The 19730-nt window shown below is 61.7% G+C and carries 21 protein-coding genes; 6 read left to right on the forward strand and 15 right to left on the reverse strand.

Translation table 11 applies throughout. The features are described 5' to 3' along the window. Nucleotides 1-4: 4 nt before the first annotated feature. The 5 genes from ACR3EL_RS02840 (at nucleotide 5) to ACR3EL_RS02860 (ending at nucleotide 5404) form a co-directional block, all read left to right on the forward strand. Complete coding sequence (locus tag ACR3EL_RS02840; RefSeq protein WP_170342941.1) at nucleotides 5-712, forward strand: ATP12 family chaperone protein; 708 nt, start codon at nucleotides 5-7, stop codon at nucleotides 710-712. A 210-nt stretch (nucleotides 713-922) separates the two neighbouring features. Beyond that, entirely contained in the window at nucleotides 923-1939 is a 1017-nt protein-coding gene (locus ACR3EL_RS02845) for an amino acid ABC transporter substrate-binding protein (protein WP_093965393.1), read from the forward strand. Nucleotides 1940-2065: 126 nt separating this feature from the next. After that, entirely contained in the window at nucleotides 2066-3298 is a 1233-nt protein-coding gene (locus ACR3EL_RS02850) for an amino acid ABC transporter permease (RefSeq protein ID WP_093965394.1), read from the forward strand. 3 nt (nucleotides 3299-3301) lie between these two features. Further along, nucleotides 3302-4600, forward strand: a complete 1299-nt coding sequence (locus ACR3EL_RS02855; protein ID WP_170342939.1) for an amino acid ABC transporter permease — start codon at nucleotides 3302-3304, stop codon at nucleotides 4598-4600. A 12-nt stretch (nucleotides 4601-4612) separates the two neighbouring features. Continuing rightward, a complete protein-coding gene (locus ACR3EL_RS02860) occupies nucleotides 4613-5404 on the forward strand; it encodes an amino acid ABC transporter ATP-binding protein (RefSeq protein ID WP_170342938.1) in 792 nt (263 codons plus the stop codon). A gap of 49 nt (nucleotides 5405-5453) precedes the next feature. Here the strand turns inward: ACR3EL_RS02860 and ACR3EL_RS02865 are convergent, their stop codons facing one another. The 15 genes from ACR3EL_RS02865 to rpmH all read right to left on the reverse strand — a co-directional run bounded on the left by ACR3EL_RS02865 (nucleotide 5454) and on the right by rpmH (nucleotide 18702). Then, nucleotides 5454-5951, reverse strand: a complete 498-nt coding sequence (locus ACR3EL_RS02865) for a SixA phosphatase family protein (RefSeq protein ID WP_170342936.1) — start codon at nucleotides 5949-5951, stop codon at nucleotides 5454-5456. Next, nucleotides 5948-6661: a 4Fe-4S dicluster domain-containing protein gene (locus tag ACR3EL_RS02870; protein ID WP_217354998.1), complete on the reverse strand. Its 714-nt coding sequence runs from the start codon at nucleotides 6659-6661 to the stop codon at nucleotides 5948-5950. The genes ACR3EL_RS02865 and ACR3EL_RS02870 overlap by 4 nt, the downstream gene beginning before the upstream one ends. Then, nucleotides 6598-7392, reverse strand: a complete 795-nt coding sequence (locus ACR3EL_RS02875) for a sterol desaturase family protein (protein WP_170342987.1) — start codon at nucleotides 7390-7392, stop codon at nucleotides 6598-6600. Before ACR3EL_RS02875 ends, ACR3EL_RS02870 begins: the two co-directional genes overlap by 64 nt. A gap of 52 nt (nucleotides 7393-7444) precedes the next feature. After that, on the reverse strand, nucleotides 7445-8308 hold the full coding sequence (argB, locus tag ACR3EL_RS02880; RefSeq protein WP_093965404.1) for an acetylglutamate kinase: 864 nt from the start codon (nucleotides 8306-8308) through the stop codon (nucleotides 7445-7447). A 156-nt stretch (nucleotides 8309-8464) separates the two neighbouring features. After that, complete coding sequence (locus tag ACR3EL_RS02885) at nucleotides 8465-9868, reverse strand: PepSY-associated TM helix domain-containing protein (RefSeq protein ID WP_170342935.1); 1404 nt, start codon at nucleotides 9866-9868, stop codon at nucleotides 8465-8467. Between the two features lie 66 nt (nucleotides 9869-9934). After that, complete coding sequence (locus tag ACR3EL_RS02890; protein WP_254433005.1) at nucleotides 9935-10291, reverse strand: DUF2946 family protein; 357 nt, start codon at nucleotides 10289-10291, stop codon at nucleotides 9935-9937. A gap of 8 nt (nucleotides 10292-10299) precedes the next feature. After that, nucleotides 10300-10953, reverse strand: coding sequence for a ribosome biogenesis GTP-binding protein YihA/YsxC (gene yihA / locus ACR3EL_RS02895; protein WP_170342933.1), 654 nt, complete (start codon nucleotides 10951-10953; stop codon nucleotides 10300-10302). Next, a complete protein-coding gene (locus ACR3EL_RS02900; protein WP_480720352.1) occupies nucleotides 10950-11687 on the reverse strand; it encodes an MOSC domain-containing protein in 738 nt (245 codons plus the stop codon). Before ACR3EL_RS02900 ends, yihA begins: the two co-directional genes overlap by 4 nt. After that, a complete protein-coding gene (gene yidC / locus ACR3EL_RS02905) occupies nucleotides 11684-13510 on the reverse strand; it encodes a membrane protein insertase YidC (RefSeq protein WP_480720354.1) in 1827 nt (608 codons plus the stop codon). Before yidC ends, ACR3EL_RS02900 begins: the two co-directional genes overlap by 4 nt. A 116-nt stretch (nucleotides 13511-13626) precedes the next feature. Beyond that, entirely contained in the window at nucleotides 13627-15177 is a 1551-nt protein-coding gene (locus ACR3EL_RS02910; RefSeq protein WP_480720356.1) for a putative bifunctional diguanylate cyclase/phosphodiesterase, read from the reverse strand. Nucleotides 15178-15245: 68 nt separating this feature from the next. After that, on the reverse strand, nucleotides 15246-16139 hold the full coding sequence (gene ttcA, locus ACR3EL_RS02915; protein WP_170370210.1) for a tRNA 2-thiocytidine(32) synthetase TtcA: 894 nt from the start codon (nucleotides 16137-16139) through the stop codon (nucleotides 15246-15248). A gap of 42 nt (nucleotides 16140-16181) precedes the next feature. Then, nucleotides 16182-17804, reverse strand: a complete 1623-nt coding sequence (locus ACR3EL_RS02920; protein WP_480720358.1) for an acyl-CoA dehydrogenase family protein — start codon at nucleotides 17802-17804, stop codon at nucleotides 16182-16184. A 78-nt stretch (nucleotides 17805-17882) separates the two neighbouring features. Continuing rightward, nucleotides 17883-18122 (reverse strand): membrane protein insertion efficiency factor YidD, encoded by a 240-nt coding sequence (yidD, locus tag ACR3EL_RS02925; protein WP_170343482.1) that lies wholly within the window; start codon nucleotides 18120-18122, stop codon nucleotides 17883-17885. Further along, a complete protein-coding gene (gene rnpA, locus ACR3EL_RS02930; RefSeq protein WP_170342922.1) occupies nucleotides 18119-18541 on the reverse strand; it encodes a ribonuclease P protein component in 423 nt (140 codons plus the stop codon). Before rnpA ends, yidD begins: the two co-directional genes overlap by 4 nt. A gap of 26 nt (nucleotides 18542-18567) precedes the next feature. Beyond that, a complete protein-coding gene (gene rpmH / locus ACR3EL_RS02935; RefSeq protein ID WP_005980833.1) occupies nucleotides 18568-18702 on the reverse strand; it encodes a 50S ribosomal protein L34 in 135 nt (44 codons plus the stop codon). A gap of 295 nt (nucleotides 18703-18997) precedes the next feature. On the opposite strand from rpmH, the gene ACR3EL_RS02940 reads away from it, so the two are divergent. Further along, nucleotides 18998-19729, forward strand: coding sequence for a TVP38/TMEM64 family protein (locus tag ACR3EL_RS02940; RefSeq protein WP_170342921.1), 732 nt, complete (start codon nucleotides 18998-19000; stop codon nucleotides 19727-19729). Nucleotide 19730 lies beyond the last annotated feature (1 nt).

The following is a 19730-nucleotide window of genomic DNA, read 5'->3' on the forward strand; positions in this document are numbered from 1 at the left end:
CGACATGAGTGAGTGGAAACCGAAACGCTTTTGGACAGGCAGTGCCGTGGTCGCGACCGATGGTGGCTATACCATCGAATTGGACGGCCGCCGCGTGCGGACACCGGCCAAGGCTGCTCTGGTCCTGCCCACCCGGGCCATGGCCGAGGCGGTGGCCCGCGAATGGGACGCGCAGGAAAAGGAAATCGATCCGGCGACGATGCCCTTCACCCGTTCGGCCAACGCGGCAATCGACAAGGTGCAGCATCAGCACGCGGAAGTTGCCGACATGTTGTCGGACTATGGCGATTCGGACCTGCTGTGCTATCGCGCAACGCACCCCGAAGCCCTGATCGAACGTCAGCGCCACGAATGGGATCCCGCGCTGGACTGGGCCGCGGAAACGCTGGGCGCCAGGCTGATCCCAGTTGAAGGCGTACGGCATCAGCCTCAGGCCCCCGAGGCACTGGACAGGCTGCGTCGGCAGGTTCACGACCTGGACGCGTTCCGTCTAGCGGCGTTTCACGACCTTGTGAGCCTGTCGGGTTCGTTGATTCTGGGTTTTGCCGCTGCCCAAAACTGGCGCAAACCGGACGAGATATGGCGCATTTCTCGGCTGGATGAATCCTGGCAGGCCGAGCAATGGGGGGACGACGACGAGGCGGTCCAAGCCGCCGAACTCAAGAAGATTGCCTTTTTGCATGCGAAAACCTTCTACGATCTATCGGTTTGAGCCTTTCTGGTCCTGATTTGAGAGGCTTGGGCGGCTGCCTTGCCGGGAACATATCGTTTTCACTGATCCGACCCTTGACGTTTGTTTATGAATGCGCCCAAACTCGGGCGCACTAAAGGGGAGACACCTTTGGGGTAACCTATCCGGCTACCTTTGTGTGTCGGACAAGATCCGTCCCGGGATGGGGCGGGAAATCAGGAAGAGGTAAAAATGAAAAAATCCGTAATCTTGGGCGCGGCGACGATTGCCGGTCTTGCTGCCGGCGCGGCCGCGGCAGGAACCATGGACGACGTCAAAGCGCGCGGCAAGCTGAACTGCGGTGTAACCACCGGTCTGGTTGGCTTTGCTGCACCTGACGCGAATGGCGAATGGCAGGGCTTTGACGTTGCTGTATGCCGCGCAGTAGCCGCCGCCGTTCTGGGTGACGCGAACGCTGTTGAATTCGTTCCCACCACCGGCAAAACCCGCTTCACCGCTCTGGCTTCGGGCGAAGTTGACATGCTGGCCCGTAACACCACCTGGACCTTCAGCCGCGACGTCGACCTGAAGTTCGAATTCGTGGGTGTGAACTACTACGACGGTCAGGGTTTCATGGTGCCCAAGGCACTGGGCGTCAGCTCGGCCAAGGAACTGGACGGCGCGACCGTCTGCATCCAGACCGGCACCACCACCGAGCTGAACCTGGCGGACTTCTTCCGCTCGAACAACATCAGCTACGAGCCGGTTCCGATCGAAACCAACGCCGAAGCGCAGCAGCAGTACCTGGCAGGTGCCTGTGACGTTTACACCACCGACGCCTCGGGCCTGGCCGCAACCCGCGCCACGTTCGAAAACCCCGGTGATCACGTTCTGCTGCCCGAAATCATCTCGAAGGAGCCGCTGGGCCCGCTGGTCCGTCACGGCGACAACGAGTGGGGCGACATCGTTCGCTGGACCCTGAACGCGCTGATCTCGGCTGAAGAGCTGGGCATCACCTCGGCCAACATCGACGAGATGGCTGCAGGTACCGAGAACCCGGAAATCAACCGTCTGCTGGGTAGCGAAGGCACCCTGGGCGAGATGCTGGGTCTGGACGCACAGTGGGCCATGCGCGCCGTCAAGGCGGGTGGTAACTACGGTGAAGTGTTTGCCAAGAACATCGGTGAGGAAACCCCGATCGGTCTGGCACGCGGTCTGAACGCACAGTGGACCGATGGTGGCCTGCTGTACTCGCCGCCGTTCCGCTAAAATCCACGGAAAAGGGCGCAGGGCAACCTGCGCCCTTTTTTGCAAAACAGAATGCTACGGGCTGCTCGGGAGCGGGGAAAACCCTGCCGGGAAGGAAGCGTCCGAAAAGCACGGGGATCCCAAAATATGTCGACTATGACTGACCCACCGAAGGCTGACTTTCGGTTGTCGATGCTCATAAACGATACACGCTATCGCTCTCTTACATTTCAGGTGATCGCGGCAATCGTTATTGCGCTCAGCATCTGGTATCTTGGTAACAACCTGATCCAGAACCTTAGGGCCGCAGGGCTCAACATTTCTTATTCTTTCCTGGGCGATCCGTCCGGGTATGACATCAACCAGCGATTGATCGAATATGACAGCCAGTCCTCGCATGGGCGTGCGGCTGTCGTCGGCATTCTCAACACGCTTTTGGTTGCAGTCCTGGCTTGTATCACTGCCACGGTGTTTGGCGTGATCGCCGGCGTTTTGCGCCTGTCAAACAACTGGCTTGTATCCAAGCTGATGGCGGTCTACGTGGAAATCTTCCGGAATATTCCGGTTCTGATCTGGATCATCATCATCTTCACGATCATGACCGCCGTGCTGCCGGGACCGAGGGAGTTCCGGGGCGATAACCCAACATCCAGCATGCTGTTTGATCTGTTCGCCTTTACCAACCGCGGCGTCTATGTCCCGCGCCCCGAGTTTGCGAATGGGCTGTTCGGTTCGACCTTTCTGAATTGGCTGCTGGTCATCGCGGTTTTGGTCGCTTCGTGGTTTGCGTCTCGTGAAATTGAGAAACGCGCCACGCTCAAACAGGAACAGACGGGCGAGCGTCCAAAGACCGGCCTTGTGAAGCTTGCAGTCTGGCTTGTGCCTTTTGCGCTGCTGATGATTTTGATGGGCCTGACCTGGGATGTCCCCGCTCTGAAAGGTTTTAACTTCAGCGGTGGTATCAAGGTCGGCGGTCCGCTGATCGCATTGTGGTTCGCTTTGTCGATCTATACCGGCGCCTTCATCGCAGAAAACGTACGTGCGGGTATTCAAGCGATTTCAAAAGGTCAGACCGAGGCTGCGGCCGCGTTGGGCCTGCGTCCCGGCCGGATCATGAATCTTGTGATCCTGCCTCAGGCGCTGCGGGTCATCATCCCGCCGTTGATCTCGCAATACCTGAACATCACCAAGAACTCGTCTCTGGCGATTGCAGTCGGCTATGCGGATATCACCGCAACACTGGGTGGCATCACGCTGAACCAAACCGGTCGCGCGATCGAGTGCGTCTTGCTTCTGATGCTGTTCTATCTGACAGCCTCGCTGCTGATTTCGATGGCGATGAACATCTACAACGCATCCGTCAAGTTGAAGGAGCGCTGAGCCATGGCTGATCAAACAACAAATCCGATCGCATTTGTGGCCGACGGAACCATTCCTCCGTCGCCTCCGCCGGCAAACCAGACGGGTATCGTCAAATGGCTGCGTGAGAACCTTTTCTCGGGTGTCACAAACACGATCCTTACTCTTCTGTCGATTCTGCTGATCTATGTGCTTCTCAAGAACACCTTGCCGTGGATTTTGAACGGCGTTTGGAATGCGGACTCGCTCGCGCAATGCCGCGAGATTCTGGACGGCAAGACCGGGGCCTGTTTCGCAGTTCTGACCGAACGCTGGCATCAACTGATCTACGGGTTCAAATATCCAGTAGAAGCGTATTGGCGCCCGAACTTGGCGTTTGTGCTGATGCTGGTCGCTGTGGCACCTGTTCTGTTCTTCGACCTGCCTCGTAAGCTGCTGCTGTTTACGGCGCTCTACCCGTTTATCGCTTTCTGGCTGATTTGGGGTGGAACCATCATGGTGCCCATCGTGGCCCTGCTGGGCTGTGTCGCGGCAGGCGTGGTATTCCAGAAATTTGGCCGCAACAGCTTTGCAGCCGGGTTCTTTGGGGCCATTGTCGTGGCGCTGGTCGTGTGGAATGTCGGCGGGGCACTAATTCCCGAAGACGCCAACGAAGGTGCGCTGCTGACTGCGGTGCCCAGCCGTGACCTGGGTGGTTTTATGCTGAACCTGATGTTGGGTGTGACCTGTGTGTCACTGTCTTTGCCCCTGGGTATTGCACTGGCTCTGGGTCGTCAGTCCGATATGCCGCTGATCAAGTGGGTTTGCGTCATCTTCATCGAATTCATCCGTGGCGTGCCTTTGATCACGCTGCTGTTCGTGGCTTCGGTGATGCTGGCCTATTTCTTCCCGCCTGACAGCACGGTCGACCTGTTTCTGCGCGTTGTGATCATGATCACCATGTTCTCTGCCGCCTATATCGCCGAGGTGATCCGCGGCGGTCTGGCTGCGCTTCCGCGCGGTCAGTATGAGGCAGCAGACAGTTTGGGTCTGGACTACCCGCAGGCGATGCGTCTGATCATCCTGCCACAGGCCTTGAAGATCTCAATCCCTGGTATCGTAAACGTGGCCGTTGGCCTGTTCAAAGATACCACGCTGGTTTCGGTCATCTCGATGTTCGATCTGGTGGGCATGATCCGGGGTCCCATCCTGGCGTCGACCGAATGGAACGGCGTCTATTGGGAGCTTCTGGGCTTTGCCGCGCTTCTGTTCTTCGTCGTCTGTTACGGCATCTCTCAATATTCCCAGTGGCTCGAGCGTCGCCTTGCCACGGATCATCACTAAGGAGTTCAACACATGTCTGAACTTGCAATCGACCGCGAAATTGACCGCTCTAAAATGCAGGTGAGCGACGAGGTCGCCATCGAAATCACCAACATGAACAAGTGGTACGGGTCCTTCCACGTGCTGCGCGACATCAATCTGACCGTCAATCAGGGCGAGCGGATCGTGATCGCGGGGCCGTCGGGCTCGGGCAAATCCACTCTGATCCGCTGCCTGAACGCGCTGGAAGAACACCAGCAGGGCAAAATCGTGGTGGACGGAACCGAGTTGTCGAACGATCTGAAGAACATCGACAAGATCCGGTCCGAGGTTGGCATGGTGTTCCAGCACTTCAACCTCTTCCCGCATCTGACCATACTGGAGAACTGCACGCTGGCCCCGATCTGGGTGCGCAAAACGCCCAAGAAAGAGGCCGAAGAAACAGCGATGCACTTTCTCGAAAAGGTCAAGATCCCCGAGCAGGCCAACAAGTATCCCGGCCAATTGTCGGGTGGTCAGCAGCAGCGTGTGGCCATCGCCCGCAGCCTGTGCATGCGTCCGCGCATCATGCTGTTCGACGAACCGACCTCCGCTCTGGACCCCGAGATGATCAAAGAGGTGCTCGACACGATGATCGAGCTGGCCGAGGAAGGCATGACCATGCTCTGCGTAACGCACGAGATGGGCTTTGCCCGCCAGGTGGCGAACCGGGTGATCTTCATGGATGCCGGTCAGATCGTTGAACAGAACGAGCCGGAAGAGTTCTTCAACAACCCGCAAAGCGAACGGACCAAGCTGTTCCTCAGCCAGATTCTGGGTCACTGACACGGGTTGAATACGACGTTGGAAAGGGCGGGGTGATCCCGCCCTTTTTTCATTCTAGCAACGCGCGCGGCGTGACGAATTCGATCACCTGGCCGTCGTGCCAACCGATTCCGGACCAGTCCGCCATATCAAATTGAAGAACCGTGGTCGCACAGGTCGGATAGTCGAGGAACCGCGGGTGCTCCGGTGCAGACTGGACAATACGTTCCGCAAACTCCGCGACCCCCGGATTGTGGCCCAGCAGTAGGACCGTTTGCCCCGTCGCGCTGGACAGCGCCTGCCGCATCTGCTCGGGAGCGGCATGATAGAGTTCGGGGAGGAACCGGATGTTGCGCGCGCTCAGCCCCATCCGAAGCCAGGTCTCGCGCGTGCGCACGGATGAAGAACTGAGGACCTCGTCGGGCCTATAACCCTTGCGTCGCAGCCAATCGCCGATGGCGGAGGCCGAAGCTCGCCCGCGCTTGTTCAGTGGTCGGTCATGATCGGGCAGGCCGGGATGGTCCCAACTGGATTTTGCGTGGCGGGTCAGGATAAGCGTGCGGGTCATTCCGGGTGAAAGGCTCTCATGTGATGGGCGGATTGCTCGGCCCGACGTCCGGCCCCCACGCTGAGCGGACAGGCCAGCCGGGCTGCGCATCCCTGTGTCATGCAGGCCTGACCGGGCGGAGTTCTCAGGTGGCCGTGGCAGGCGTCGACGTCATAGAACGTTTTGGCGTTCAAGGCCCCGACCGGGCAGGCCGATGCGCAGGGCGCAGGGCAATTGATACATGGCGACGGGTCGTCTGCGACGGGAATGTTGAACTCGTGATCAAAGTGCAGGGCTCCACGCAATGAAATCATCATTCCCACCGTGTCGTGCACCAGCGCGCCCACCGGGCTTTGAAACGTACGTCCCGAATTCAAAGCCCAATCTATGAATGGCGCATACGGGGGGCCGCCGAATGGATACAACGCCTGGGCGCCCAGGTTTTCCGCAAGGGTGCCGACCACTCGGAGCGACCAACGGTCGACCGGGTCTGGCTTGCCGTCCAACCACTCGGCCGAAGCGGTGAGGACCGGCCAAAAGCTGCTGCCTGCCCCGAGTAGAATAAGCGTGCCAGTATCCAACTGTTTGGCGCCACTCACCCGCGGGTGTTGCGCGCCCATAACGATCAGGCCCGCTGCCTCGGATGTGGACACCACTTGATCATAGGTCACTTGCGCCGAAACGGCAGAGCGAGGCTCCACCCCAGCTTCGTCGGTCGATCGTCCTGCCATTCCAGCCCCACGGTCATGTCGTCGTGGCCGGCCTCGGGCTGCGCCACATACGTCCCCATCAAACGATCCCAGATGGATAATGCAAAGCCATAATTGCTGTCATGTTCCCTGCGCAGCACCGAATGGTGGACCCGGTGCATGTCCGGTGTGACCAGTATTCGGCGCAGAGGGGCATCGACGACGGCGGGCAGACGGATGTTCGAATGGTTGAACAAAGCTGTGCCGTTCAGCAGGATTTCGAACAGGATGACCGCCAGCGCGCTGGGTCCCAGCAGGTAGACGAGACCGATCTTCAGGCCCATCGACAAGGCGATTTCGATCGGATGAAAGCGAACGGCCGTGGTGACATCCATGTCCCGGTCGGCATGGTGCACACGATGAAGACGCCACAGGACCGGCACCTTGTGGGTGATCAGATGTTGCGCCCAGATGGCGAAATCCAGCACCAGGACACAAAGGGTGACCTCGACCCATTTGGGCCAGTCCAAAGCGTTGAAAACTCCGACGCCCAACCGGCCGGCATCCAAGGCAGCCCCGACCGTAAGCAAAGGGAACCCGATCGCCATCGCCCGCAGTGTCAGCGTGTTCAGAAGGGTGACCGACAGGTTGGTCAGCCAGCGGCGCGATCGAGGCACGCGTAGCGGGCGGCGCGGGGCAAGCCTTTCGGCCAACGAGAAGGCCAGAAACAGCGTCAGAAAGATGCCCAAGCGGATAATGAGTTCACGCTCCATGCATTCAAATTTAAGCATGTGAGTCTGAACTGCAAGGGCGGGCTTGCCCGCGTCAGTCGGGGCGGATCAGAGATCCCGCACCATGTTCGGTGAACAGTTCCAGCAGCACGGCATTGGGGGCACGGCCGTCCAGAATGACCACGGCGCGCACGCCGCTGTGCAGCGCGTCCAGCGCGGTTTCGGTTTTGGGGATCATACCGCCTGCAATGGTGCCCTCGCGGGTCATTTCGCGGATCTGGCCAGCCTTCAACTCGGTGACGACCTCTCCAGCGGCGTTCTTGACGCCGGATACGTCCGTCAACAGCAGAAGGCGATCGGCCTTCAGCGCCGAGGCAATCGCGCCGGCGGCGGTATCGCCATTCACGTTGAACGTCTCCCCGTTTCGACCGGCCCCAAGCGGAGCGATCACCGGGATCACGTCATGCGAAAACAGATCATGCAGGATCTTGGGGTTCATTTCGGCGGGCGTGCCGACATAGCCCAGCGACGCATCGGTCTGGTCACAGGTCATCAGGTTGGCATCCTTGCCCGACAGGCCAACGGCCGTTCCACCCTGAGCATTGATGGCCTGCACGATGCGCTTGTTCACCACGCCGGACAGCACCATTTCGACCACTTCCACCGTGGCGGCATCGGTGACGCGCTTGCCGTTAACGAAGTCCGACTGGATGTCCAGCTTGTCCAGCATCGCGTTGATCATCGGCCCGCCGCCATGCACGACAACCGGGTTCACGCCGACCTGACGCATCAGCACCACGTCGCGGGCAAAGCTCTCCATCGCTTCGTCGCTGCCCATGGCGTGCCCGCCCAGCTTGATCACGACGATCGCTCCGTCATAGCGCTGCAGATAGGGCAGGGCGCTGTTGAGCGTGGCGGCGGTGGCTATCCAATCCCGGTTCATGTCCTGTTTCTTCATGGCTGTCGTCCCTCTGGCCTTCCCTGTTAGGGCCTTTGGCCGGACCTGCCAAGCCCGGAACGGGCAGGCCACAGGTTTTGTTGCGTGGCGCGCCAAAAGGGGGACGCTGTCGCGCCACGCAGATGGGCGGCACCACAGTGGTACCGCCCGAACCGATCAGCTGAATGCGCGCCGAACCGCGGGGATGTTGCTGACCGCCAGCAGGTCGACGGCCAGCACCGCAAGCAGCGTCAGCCCGACCAGCGGAAAGGCCATGGCCGTGAACAGCCCGATCAGCACCGCGCCCTTCCACAGGGGCATCTCAGCCGGCATCGGCGGCGCCGCCAGACGGCTGGCGCCGGACGGCCGCCGTTTGATCCACATGACCACGCCGGACACGCAGACAAAGATCACCGACAGGCAGAACACCACGTTCAGGACAAAGTTCCACAGACCCGCCAGACCCATATGCAGCGGAATACCCACCGCCATGGCCTTACCCATCAGCGAATAGTCCTGAAACCGCACGTCGGCCAGAATCTTGCCGGTGTACTGGTCGACATGGACGGTGCGGTCCTCGGTGGCGTCGGTCGAATCGCCGCTCATGCTGTCGCGGTTCAGGGTCCACACGCCCGTGTCACCGCTGGGGTAGGCAACGCGGAACCGGTTCTGCATGCCCAGGGACTCACCCAGCGCAACCATCGCATCGATATCGACCGGAACACCCGTCGGCACCCCGGCAATGCCCGCTTCCGAACCCGAGGCCGGCATCGGTGTCTGTTCCAGCGCCCAGGGCACGTCGTTCTGGCTGCCGTGGTTCATGCTGGCATGCAGATCGTCCGACAGTGGGACGTTGTCCCATTTCTCGGCCGGAAAGCTGCTCCAGGCCTGCACGAACTTGCCGCCCCAGATCCCGGTCCACGACATGCCCGAGATCAGGAACCCGACCAGCAGAACCGACATCCAGAACCCGGTGACCGCGTGCAGCGATTTCCACAGGGCCCGGCCCCGCGCCCGCAGGTCAGGCACCAGGGCCGCCACAACGTTTCCGCGCGACCACCACATGTAAAGGCCGGTGAACACCAGCAGCAGCGCCATCCCGGCCGCGATTTCCAGAATGCGGTCGCCGGTATCGCCCATCAGCAGGGTCGAGTGGATGTTGTCGGCCAGATCGTACCACCCCGCGCGACGGTCCCAGACCTGGATCACCTTGCTGGAATACTGGTCGATCGCTACCATGCGCTGGCCTGTTTCGGCCTTGACGCGGAACACGGTTGCCAGATCCGGTGCCTTGGGGCCGGTCCATTCGACCACGCGGCCCGGTACGCGGGCCTGCACCAGATCGGCCAGTTCGGATGCGGGCATCGCCTGTCCCGTGATCTCGACCGCGATCTTTTCTCCGTCGCGGCCATCGGCTTGGGTAATGAACATCATCATCAGGCCGGTCACCGCCAGGATGATCAGGAAGGGGACAACAAAAAGCCCCGCATAGAAGTGCCACCGCCAGGCGGCCATGTAGAATTTTTGCGCGTGCTTGCGCCGGGCCGCCTGCGCGACTCCGGTTTGGCTGTCTTGGGCCATTTCAGTCTCCAGAAATTCGAAACATCCCCGGCCGGGCGGCCGAGGTTTCAGGTCTTGTTCGCGGTTTCAGGAGAGGTGGGGCGGACCCCGTGCGTCATACCGGGCGTAAAAGCCTGCGCTGCGATGAGTGAAATCCACATGCGCCCAACGCGCGGCAATCGGCCAGTCGGCGGGCAGCACCGTCCCCACTTCGGGCAATTGGGTTGCCAGATTCACCCCGCCATAAGGGCAGGCGCTGCGTTCGTCGGTTTCGTCGTGGTCCGGGGCGTCCTCGCCCGGGTCGATCCAGCGCTCGACCGGGCCGTCGCCCGTGCAGATCACCATAAGGATCGCCCCGTCCGAGTTGCGCGTGGGCATCCAGCCCATCGGGATTGCACCGGATACCATCACGGCAACCAGCGTCAGCACCGATATGACGCGCATCAGCAGCATCATTCCAGATTGGCGATGATCGAACGTAGAGTTGGGATGCCGTCGCCTTTTTCGGACGAGGTCAGCACGATCTCCGGATAGGCGGCGGGGTGTTTGGACAGGGCACCGCGCACCTGTTCCAGAACCTTTTCTCGGTCCTTGGCCTTGACCTTGTCGGCCTTGGTCATCACGCATTGAAAGGTTACGGCGCTGGTGTCCAGCAGCTTCATGATCTCGTCATCCACGGGTTTCACGCCGTGGCGGGAATCGATCAGCACGAAGGCCCGGCGCAGGGTCTGCCGCCCGCTCAGGTACTGTTTCAGAAGGCGTTGCCACTTCTCGACCACCTTGACCGGCGCGTTGGCATAGCCATAGCCGGGCAGGTCAACCAGATACAGCTCGGGGCCTTGAGTGAAGAAGTTGATCTCTTGCGTGCGGCCCGGCGTGTTCGACGCGCGGGCCAACCCCTTGGTGCCGGTCAGAGCGTTGATCAGGCTGGATTTGCCCACGTTCGAGCGGCCGGCGAAACAGACCTCGATCCGGTCGGGGGCGGGCAGACCGTTCATTGCCACGACGCCTTTGACGAATTCGGACGGCCCGGCAAACAGCTTGCGGCCGGCCTCTATTGCGTGGTCATCGGGATCGGCCGCCAGGGAAAATGGCAGGGCTTTCATTGAACCTGCACCTTGTCTCCGAGGCGGATCATGCCTTGGCGAATGACTTCGGCGTATACTCCGAAATCCTGATGGTCCCAGCTGCGCAGAGCACCTAGCGTATCTGCGTCCCGCACTCCGGTGTCGGGGTTCGCAGTCGTTGCCATGCAGCGCGTAATCCGTTCTCGCACGTGAAACACGGCCTCGCCGATCTGCACGTCCCTATCCAGCCAATCAAATTCTTCCCACAGAGGAAGGCCATCGAACCAGATGTTGCCACGCCAGCGGCAGATCGACAGCTCGCGGCCCAGACGCTGCTCGACCGCCCGATGCGAGGCCATGTTGCACAGGCTGACCGAGGGATAGTCACTGTCGGTCATACCACGGCCAGGAACCCGGACGATCCGTGCCGATGCGGCGCGGTCGGCAGGCATCAGCGGGCTGACCCACTCCAGAAACAGGTCTTGTTCTGTGTCCGGGTGGAAGGTCAGATCGGGACGATTCGGGTGGCTGAGGGTCACGCGATCCCCGTCCAGAACGGCCGATATCGCCATCACTTGGGGCGCCTTCGAGCCGCGGCTGAAATTGGCGCAAGGCGCCCACTCGGACCCGTCGGCCTTGGACATTTCATGCGCCACCGCCCAGACGCGATCCCCGGGCATGGTCTGCCCGGGGATAACGGTGACTTCCTGCAGGGATTCTCTGCCATGGCTTTTGATCGGATGGCGCCAGATCTGCGTGACTTGCCCGGTCATTTCTTGTCCGTCCTGGGGGTTTTCTTGAACCCCGACTTGATGTTGCCAAACACATCCGGCGTATAGCCCTGGCTGCGCATGATCAGGTATTGCTGGGTGAACGTGATGGTGTTGTTTGCGATCCAGTAAACGACCAGCCCGCTGGCAAAGCTGCCCAGCATGAACATGAATACCCATGGCATCCAGGCAAAGATCATGGCCTGGGTCGCGTCGGTGGGCGCCGGGTTCAGCTTTTGCTGCAGCCACATCGAGATCCCCAGCAGCAGCGGTAGGATGCCGATGAAAATCGTCGCCATCAGCGTGCCCGGCTCAGGTCCGGCCCACGGCAGCCAGCCGAAGAAGTTGATGATCGAGGTCGGATCCGGCGCACTCAGGTCCCGGAAAGGACCGAACCAGGGGGCTTGCCGAAGTTCGATGGTGACGAAGATCACCTTGTAGAGAGAAAAGAAGATCGGGATCTGCAGCAGGATCGGTAGACAGCCGGCGGCCGGGTTGACCTTTTCCTTTTTGTACAGCTCCATCATGCCCTGCTGCATCTTCTGACGGTCGTCGCCGGCAGCTTCTTTCAGGGCTTCCATCTGTGGCTGCAATTCCTTCATCTTCGCCATCGAGACGTAGGATTTGAACGCCAGCGGGAACAGGATTGCCTTGATGATCAGGGTCAGCCCGATGATCGACCAACCCATGTTGCCGATCAGGGCGTTGATGTTGTGCAGCAGCCAGAAAATCGGCTTGGTCAGGAAGAAGAACCAACCCCAGTCAATGCTGTCGATAAACTTCTGAACGCCCTGGGCCTGATATTCGCGGATGGTCTCCCATTCCTTGGCCCCGGCAAACAGTCGGGTGGTAACCTCGGCGGATTCGCCGGGGGCAACCGTCATCGTCGGCAACACCGTTTCGGCCTGGTAGATCTTCCGACGCGCGTCATATTTCGCGGCCGCCTTGAAAGCCGACCCCGGATCGGGGATCAGCGTGGTCATCCAATAATGGTCGGTAAAGCCGATCCAGCCGTTTTCCTTGACCTGATAGACCTCGGCCTGTGCCCGTTCGTTGGGGTCGATGTCGAAATCGCGGACATCGCCATAGTCGACCTCGGACAGGGTCCCGTCGGCCATGCCGATCACACCTTCATGCAGGATGAAGAAGTTCTTCAACCCCGGCAGATCGCCATCCTCGCCGATGCCGTGGCGGGCCAGAATGCCGTATGGGGCCATTCCGACCTCGGCTCCGGTGCCGTTTTCGACGGATTGGGTCACGGTGAACATGTAATCCGCATCCACACCGATCGTGCGGCGGAATGTCAGGCCCGCGCCATTTTCCCATTTCAGGGTTACTGGGCTGTCTACCGACAGGGTCTCGCCCTGTTCCAGTGTCCAGATGGTATTCGGGCCCGGCACGTCCGAACCAGCCAAACCGGCACCGGGTGCCCACCCGTAGAGGGCGTAATAGGCCGAATTGGACCCAACGGGCGACAGCAGTTCGACGATCGGCGCGCCTTCGTCGATCGAGACCTTGTAGTCTTTCAGATACAGTTCGTCGATCCGTCCACCCGAAAGCGACAGGCTGCCCGACAGACGCGGCGTGTCGATTTGGATCCGCGGCGCGGTGGCTTCCGGCAGGGTTTCCTCTGCGGTGGCGGTTGCCTCGCCGACGGTCGTGCTTCCGGCGCTGGGCGTCTGAATCTCTTCCCCCTCCGAGGCGCTGATCTCAGCCTGCTCAGGTGTTGTGGTCGGTTCCGGCGGAGGGAACAGCACAAACCAGACCAGGATCACAAGGAAACTAAGCGCGGTTGCAAGGATGAGATTCTTGTTCTGATCGTCCATCTGGGACAGCCACCTTGAGCAGTGAAAGACACCGCAGGGTTCAACAGAGTGCAGCCCAAAAGGTCAAGCGGAATCGCCCCGGAAATCGTGAGTGTAGGGCAATCCAGTCCCCGAAATCAGGATTTCCGGCTCAATTCGCGGCCAATCCGCGGTGCGCCTTCCAGTTTCGCGCGGCGGTCCTTGATCCAGTCGAGCGTATGCTCGACCGGCATCGGCTTGCCGACCCCAAAGCCTTGGACATGGTGACACCCCAATTGCGCCATCAGCGCGTGCTCGCCGGGGGTTTCCACCCCCTCGGCCAGGGTTTCAAGGTTCAACCTCTCGGCCATCATCAGAATGGCGCTGACCATTTGCTGCTGGGACGGATCCCTATCCGCATTGGACACGAAAGACCGGTCGATCTTGATGCGGGAGACATCAAAGCGTTTGATCGACGAAAATGATGCGTGACCAGTGCCGAAATCGTCCAGATCGATGCAACAGCCGAGCTTGGACAACTGGGTCACGTTGCGGGTGATGACATCATCGGGTCGGCGCGAAAAAACGGTTTCGAGGATTTCCACGGCCAGCCGGTCCGGCGAAAGGTCGAACTGGTCCAACTCCCATCGCACCCGGTCAACAAGTGAGGGGTCCCGCAATTCGTCCGATGAAAAGTTGATGCCGATCCGAGGAATGACGGCGCCGGCGCAGTCCCAGTCGCGCATAGCGCGAAAGGCGTGGTGGCGGATCGTCTGGCCCAGCTTGTCCATCAGCTTGGCCTGTTCGGCAAAAGGCAGAAACACCTGCGGCCCGACAACTCCCTTGGAAGGGTGTTCCCATCGAGCAAGGGCCTCAAACCCGGTGATGTCGCCGGTGTCCGTTGAAACCTGTGGCTGAAACCAAGGGCGGATCTGACCGGTTTCCAGAGCAGTCTCCAACTCCTTGCGGAAATTGATATGGACGACTGATCTGCGCCGCGTGGCCTCGGAGTAGGCGCGGATCGTGGAAGGCCCGTTCCGCTGTGCTTCGGCAAGCGCGGCCCGAGCGGCCTCGATCCAGCCGTCCGGCTCTTCATCGGCAACGGCAGAGTGCAGGCAGAATCCGGCAGAGCAGGACAGATAGAGGCTGGCATTGTCCAGCGGGATCGGTTCCTCCACCGTGCTTTGTATGCGTCCCGAGGTTTGGATGCAGCTTTCCAAGTCCAGATGCCGTGAGGGGCGCAACCCGATCAGAAACGTGTTTCTCGACAGGCGTGTTGCAATATCCTCGCTCCGGATCACCGCCAAGATGCGGTCGCAGAAGCGCCCTGCCACATAGTCGGCTGCCGCGGTGCCGTGCAGCTCTTCGACATCGTCGAAATCATCTAGAGACACAACGATGCAGGCTGAATCCTCTCCGGTTGCCCGCGATGTGCTGTGCAGATACTCCATCTCGGCGCAGAAAACATCACGTGGTAACAGTCCCTTGGGCCGCATGTGCGTCGCCAAAGCAGGACCGGCGCCCGGTTGCAGCCGTTGGGCGGCCGAAAACAACAAGGGCAACCCCAGGGCGACAACGACCAACGCCGTGTCGCCGCCCAGCCAGAAAGCAGCCAGGCACAATGCAGGTACGAACGCCAAAACCTGCGGCATTGCCAGAACGGTCAGCAGAGCATTCCGAAAACTTTGGAGTGAGAACCTTTTCAGCATCGATTCCGGCCTTCCAATTGGGCGAACTGAGTCCGATCGGAGGCTAGGAAATCAATCTGAGTCAGACGTTAACGCTGAAGCGGAATTTCTTCCGGATTTTCGCCGTTTTTGTCGGGGTTCAGCGTCAGTCCGGCAAAATCGAACAGCTTCGAATCCAGAAGGTGCGAGGGCCGGGCATTGGTCAGTGCGCGGAACATCACCTGCCGCCGGCCAGGGCTGTTCTTTTCCCATTGGTCCAGAATCTGTTTGACCTGCTGGCGTTGCAGGCCGTCCTGACTGCCGCACAGATCACAGGGGATGATCGGATAGTTCATCGCTTTTGCGAATTTCTCGCAATCAGCCTCGGCCACATGGGCCAGCGGGCGATAGACGAACAGGTCGCTTTCTTCGTTCACCAGTTTCGGAGGCATGGTCGCCAGACGGCCGCCGTGGAACAGGTTCATGAAGAAGGTTTCCAGGATGTCATCGCGGTGATGCCCCAGAACCACGGCCGAGCACCCTTCCTCGCGCGCGATCCGGTACAGGTTACCGCGGCGCAGGCGCGAGCACAGCGCGCAATAGGTGCGGCCCTGCGGCACCTTGTCGACCACGATGGAATAGGTGTCCTGATACTCGATCCGGTGCGGCACGCCCATGCGTTCCAGAAACTCGGGCAGCACGGTGGCTGGAAAGCCCGGCTGCCCCTGATCCAGATTGCAGGCCAGCAGGTCCACGGGCAGCAGGCCGCGCCACTTCAGCTCGTACAGAACGGCCAGCAGGGTATAGCTGTCCTTGCCGCCCGACAGGCAGACCAGCCAGCGCGGCGGCTTGCCGTCCTTGTCGTGGGCCGACGGGTCAACCATGCCGTATTGCTCAATCGCTTCGCGCGTCTGGCGCACGATGCGTTTGCGCAGCTTCTTGAACTCGGTGGTCGAGGGCGCACCGGCAAACAGCGGATGGATATCGTCAGCTTCGTCGAACATGCGCAGCCCCTACCGCAGATGCGCCGACCGGGCAAGGCCCGCCTAGCCGGACAGCCGGCCCAGCAGGACGTCGGTGTCCAGCCCCGAGACCGATCCGGGTATGCGCCCGCTTTCGCCCAGAACCCGCGTGGCAATATATCCATCGGCCACCGCACCGGGCGCGTGGCGCAGCAGCAGCGCGGCGGTCAGCAGATGCGCGGTGGCCTCGGCGAACCAGCGGGCCTCGGCCTCGGGGGGCAGGGTGGGCCAGCGGTCGCGATGCGCCTTCAGGGCGGCGTCATAACGGCGGTCGGCTCCGGTTGCCGCGTCCAGTTCGGCCTGCAAGGTCTGGGCGGCCAGCGGGTCGCGCGCAAGGCTGCGCAGAATGTCCAGGCAGATCACGTTGCCCGACCCCTCCCAAATGCCGTTCAGGGGCGCTTCGCGATAGATCATCGGCATCGGCGTGTCTTCGACATAGCCCATGCCGCCCAGCACCTCCATCGCCTCGACCGCCACGACTGGGCAGCGTTTGTTCGACACGAACTTGGCCAGCGCCACCCCGATCCGGGCAAAGGCGCAGTCTTCGGCGGTGTCCCCGTCAAAGGCGCGGGCCACGCGCAGGCCCAAGGTCAGCGCGCCTTCCCAGTCCAGCACCAGATCGGCCAGAACGGCGCGCATCAGCGGCTGGTCAATCAGGCGGCGCTGAAAGGCGCTGCGGTGGCTGACCCAGTGATGCGCTTCGGACAGGGCTGCGCGCATCAGGCCGGCGGGGGCCATCGCGGTGTCGAGCCGGGTGTGATGAACCATCTCGATGATCGTGCGCACGCCGGCCCCCTCGTCGCCCAGCTGATAGGCCAGCGCGTCATGGAACTCGACTTCGGACGAGGCATTGGCGTGGTTGCCCAGCTTGTCCTTGAGGCGCATCAGGTGGATGGCGTTGCGCTCGCCTTCCAGCCAGCGGGGCAGCAGAAAGCAGGTCAGCCCGCCCGGAGCCTGCGCCAGCGTCAGGAACCCGTCGGACATCGGGGCCGAGCAGAACCATTTGTGGCCGCGCAGCCGCCAGGCATCGCCGTCACGGTTGGCGGTGGTGGTATTGGCACGCACGTCCGAGCCGCCCTGTTTCTCGGTCATCGCCATGCCCAAGGTCGCCGAGCGTTTTTCTCCGATCGGGCGGGGGGCCGGGTCATAAGTGTCGGCGGTCAGTTTCGGGCGCCAGATTTCGGCCAGTTCGGGGTTGGCGGCCAGCGCCGGCACGGCGGCATAGGTCATGGTCAGCGGACAGCAATGGCCCGGCTCGACCTGGCTGGCCAGATAGACCATCGTGGCATGGGTGGCGTGACCGCCCGGCGCTCCGTCCCAGGCAAGTGCGGCATAGCCTGCCGATTGGCTCAGATCCATCATGTGATGATAGGCCGGGTGGAACCGCACCTCGTCCAGACGGCGGCCGCCCCGGTCGAACAGGCAGAGTTCGGGCGGGTGCATGTTGGCGTCGCGCCCGGCGTCGCGCGTTTCGGCTCGGCCCAGAGCGGCCCCGTAGGCGGCCAGCGAGGCCGCCCGCGCCCCGGCGCGCGTGGCGCAGTCCCTCAGAACCGGGTCCGAGGTCCACAGGTCAACGTCGCCGCGCTCGGGCGGTTGGTTCGTCACTTCATGCGTGGGCAGAGATTGGCGGGCGTTGGATCTGGACATGGGCGCCTCGGAGAGTTGTTGCTGAAGCCGATGTTCAGCGGCGCACCCCCCTTGGGTCAAGCGTGACGGGGTGTCAGATCAGGGCGCGTCGGGTTTGTCGTCGGGCACCGGGTCATAGCCGTCGCCGCCCCAGGGGTGGCAGCGCCCGATGCGGCGCGCGGCCAGCCATGCGCCCTTGATCGGGCCGTGCTTTTCCAGCGCTTCCAGCGCATAGGCCGAGCAGGTCGGCTGATAGCGACAGTTGAACCCCACCCAGGGGCTGAAGATCAGCCGGTAGGCCCGAATGGGCAGCGCGAGGATATGGGCAAGCAGGGTCATTTGCGCGGGCTGTGGATCTTGCGCAGGGCCTGGCGCAGATCGTCCAGCAGGGCGTCAAAGGGGCGGGCGGCGGTCACCTCGGCCCGTCCGATCAGGACATAGTCCCACCCGTCCCGGCCATGGTCCGGCAGAACGGCGCGGGCCGCCTCGCGCAGGCGGCGCTTGGCCCGGTTGCGGGCTACGGCATTGCCGACCTTTTTCGAGCAGGTGAAACCGACGCGAATGCCCTCGGCCTCATCCGGCGCGCGCTTGCGGGCCTGCACCATCATGGAAGGCGTGCCCTGTCGTCGGGCCCGTGCGGCCCTGAGGAAATCGCTGCGCTTGCGCAGCACCGACAGAGCAGGCGCGCAAACGGACGCCGCCGGGGGCATATCCCCGGGGTGGTCAGTGCCATCCACAGGGGCCTCCGGCGGCGTCATGTTCAAAACCTGAAAGGTCGCGCGGTTTATGCGCTCAGCGACTTGCGGCCGCGGGCACGGCGAGCGTTCAGGATCTTGCGGCCGGCCTTGGTGGCCATGCGCGCGCGGAAACCGTGGCGGCGTTTGCGAACCAGGTTCGAAGGCTGATAGGTGCGTTTCATCGCTCCGTCTCCAATCTTTGGCGGTCGGGTGCGGCGCGGATTCGCCTGCCCGTGGTGTTCGAAGCCCGTCCTCTACTGGGAACCGGCGGGCAAGTCAAACCCCATCGCAACGGTTTTCGTGCCTTTTGCAACAATTCTGTCGGGCGACCGGTCAAAAGTTTCAGAATCAGCCCGAGGATGGCGGATTTCTCACATTGAACCGGTGCGTGTTCAACCCGGCGTGAGGACCCTGTTGCACAGAAGGCCAAGCGCGCATCTTGTGGAGCAGATGAAGCATTCGAACCCGGAAGACAAGATGACCGAAACCACCCAGGTGCCGCGCAGTGGGCTGGCGCGACATATTCCCCTGATCGTGATCCTGACGGTTGCAGTCGTCGGGTTCTTTGCGCTGGGCGACTACCTGACTTTTGAAACCCTGCGCGACAATCGCGAGGCGCTGTTGGCCTGGCGCGATGCCAATTACTGGTCGTTGGCGGGCGTTTTCGTCCTGGTCTATGTCCTGATCGTCGCCTTCTCTCTGCCCGGTGCGGCCGTGGCGTCGATGACGGGCGGGTTCCTGTTCGGGCTGTTCGCGGGCACCGTGTTCAACGTCTTTGCCGCAACCGTGGGGGCCTCGGCGATCTTTCTGGCGGCCCGCTGGGGGTTGGGCGAGGCGTTGACGGCGCGGCTGGAGGCCTCGGAAGGCACCGTCAAGCGAATCAAGGACGGGTTGCGCGAGAACGAGATCCCGGTGCTGTTCCTGATGCGGCTGGTGCCGGTGGTGCCGTTCTTTGTCGCCAATCTGGTGCCGGCGCTCGTCGGGGTGAAGTTCCGGAACTTTCTGCTGACCACGGCGCTGGGCATCATTCCGGGCGGCATCGTCTATACTTGGATCGGCGTCGGTCTGGGCGGCGTGTTCGACCGGGGCGAGACGCCGGACCTGTCGCTGCTGACCGAGCCCTTTGTGATCGGCCCGATCCTGGGGCTGTGCGCGCTGGCGGCTTTGCCGATTCTCCTCAAACTCATCCGCGGCCGAAGGGGCCTTTGAT

The sequence above is a fragment of the Ruegeria sp. BJ3 genome (genome assembly GCF_056535665.1).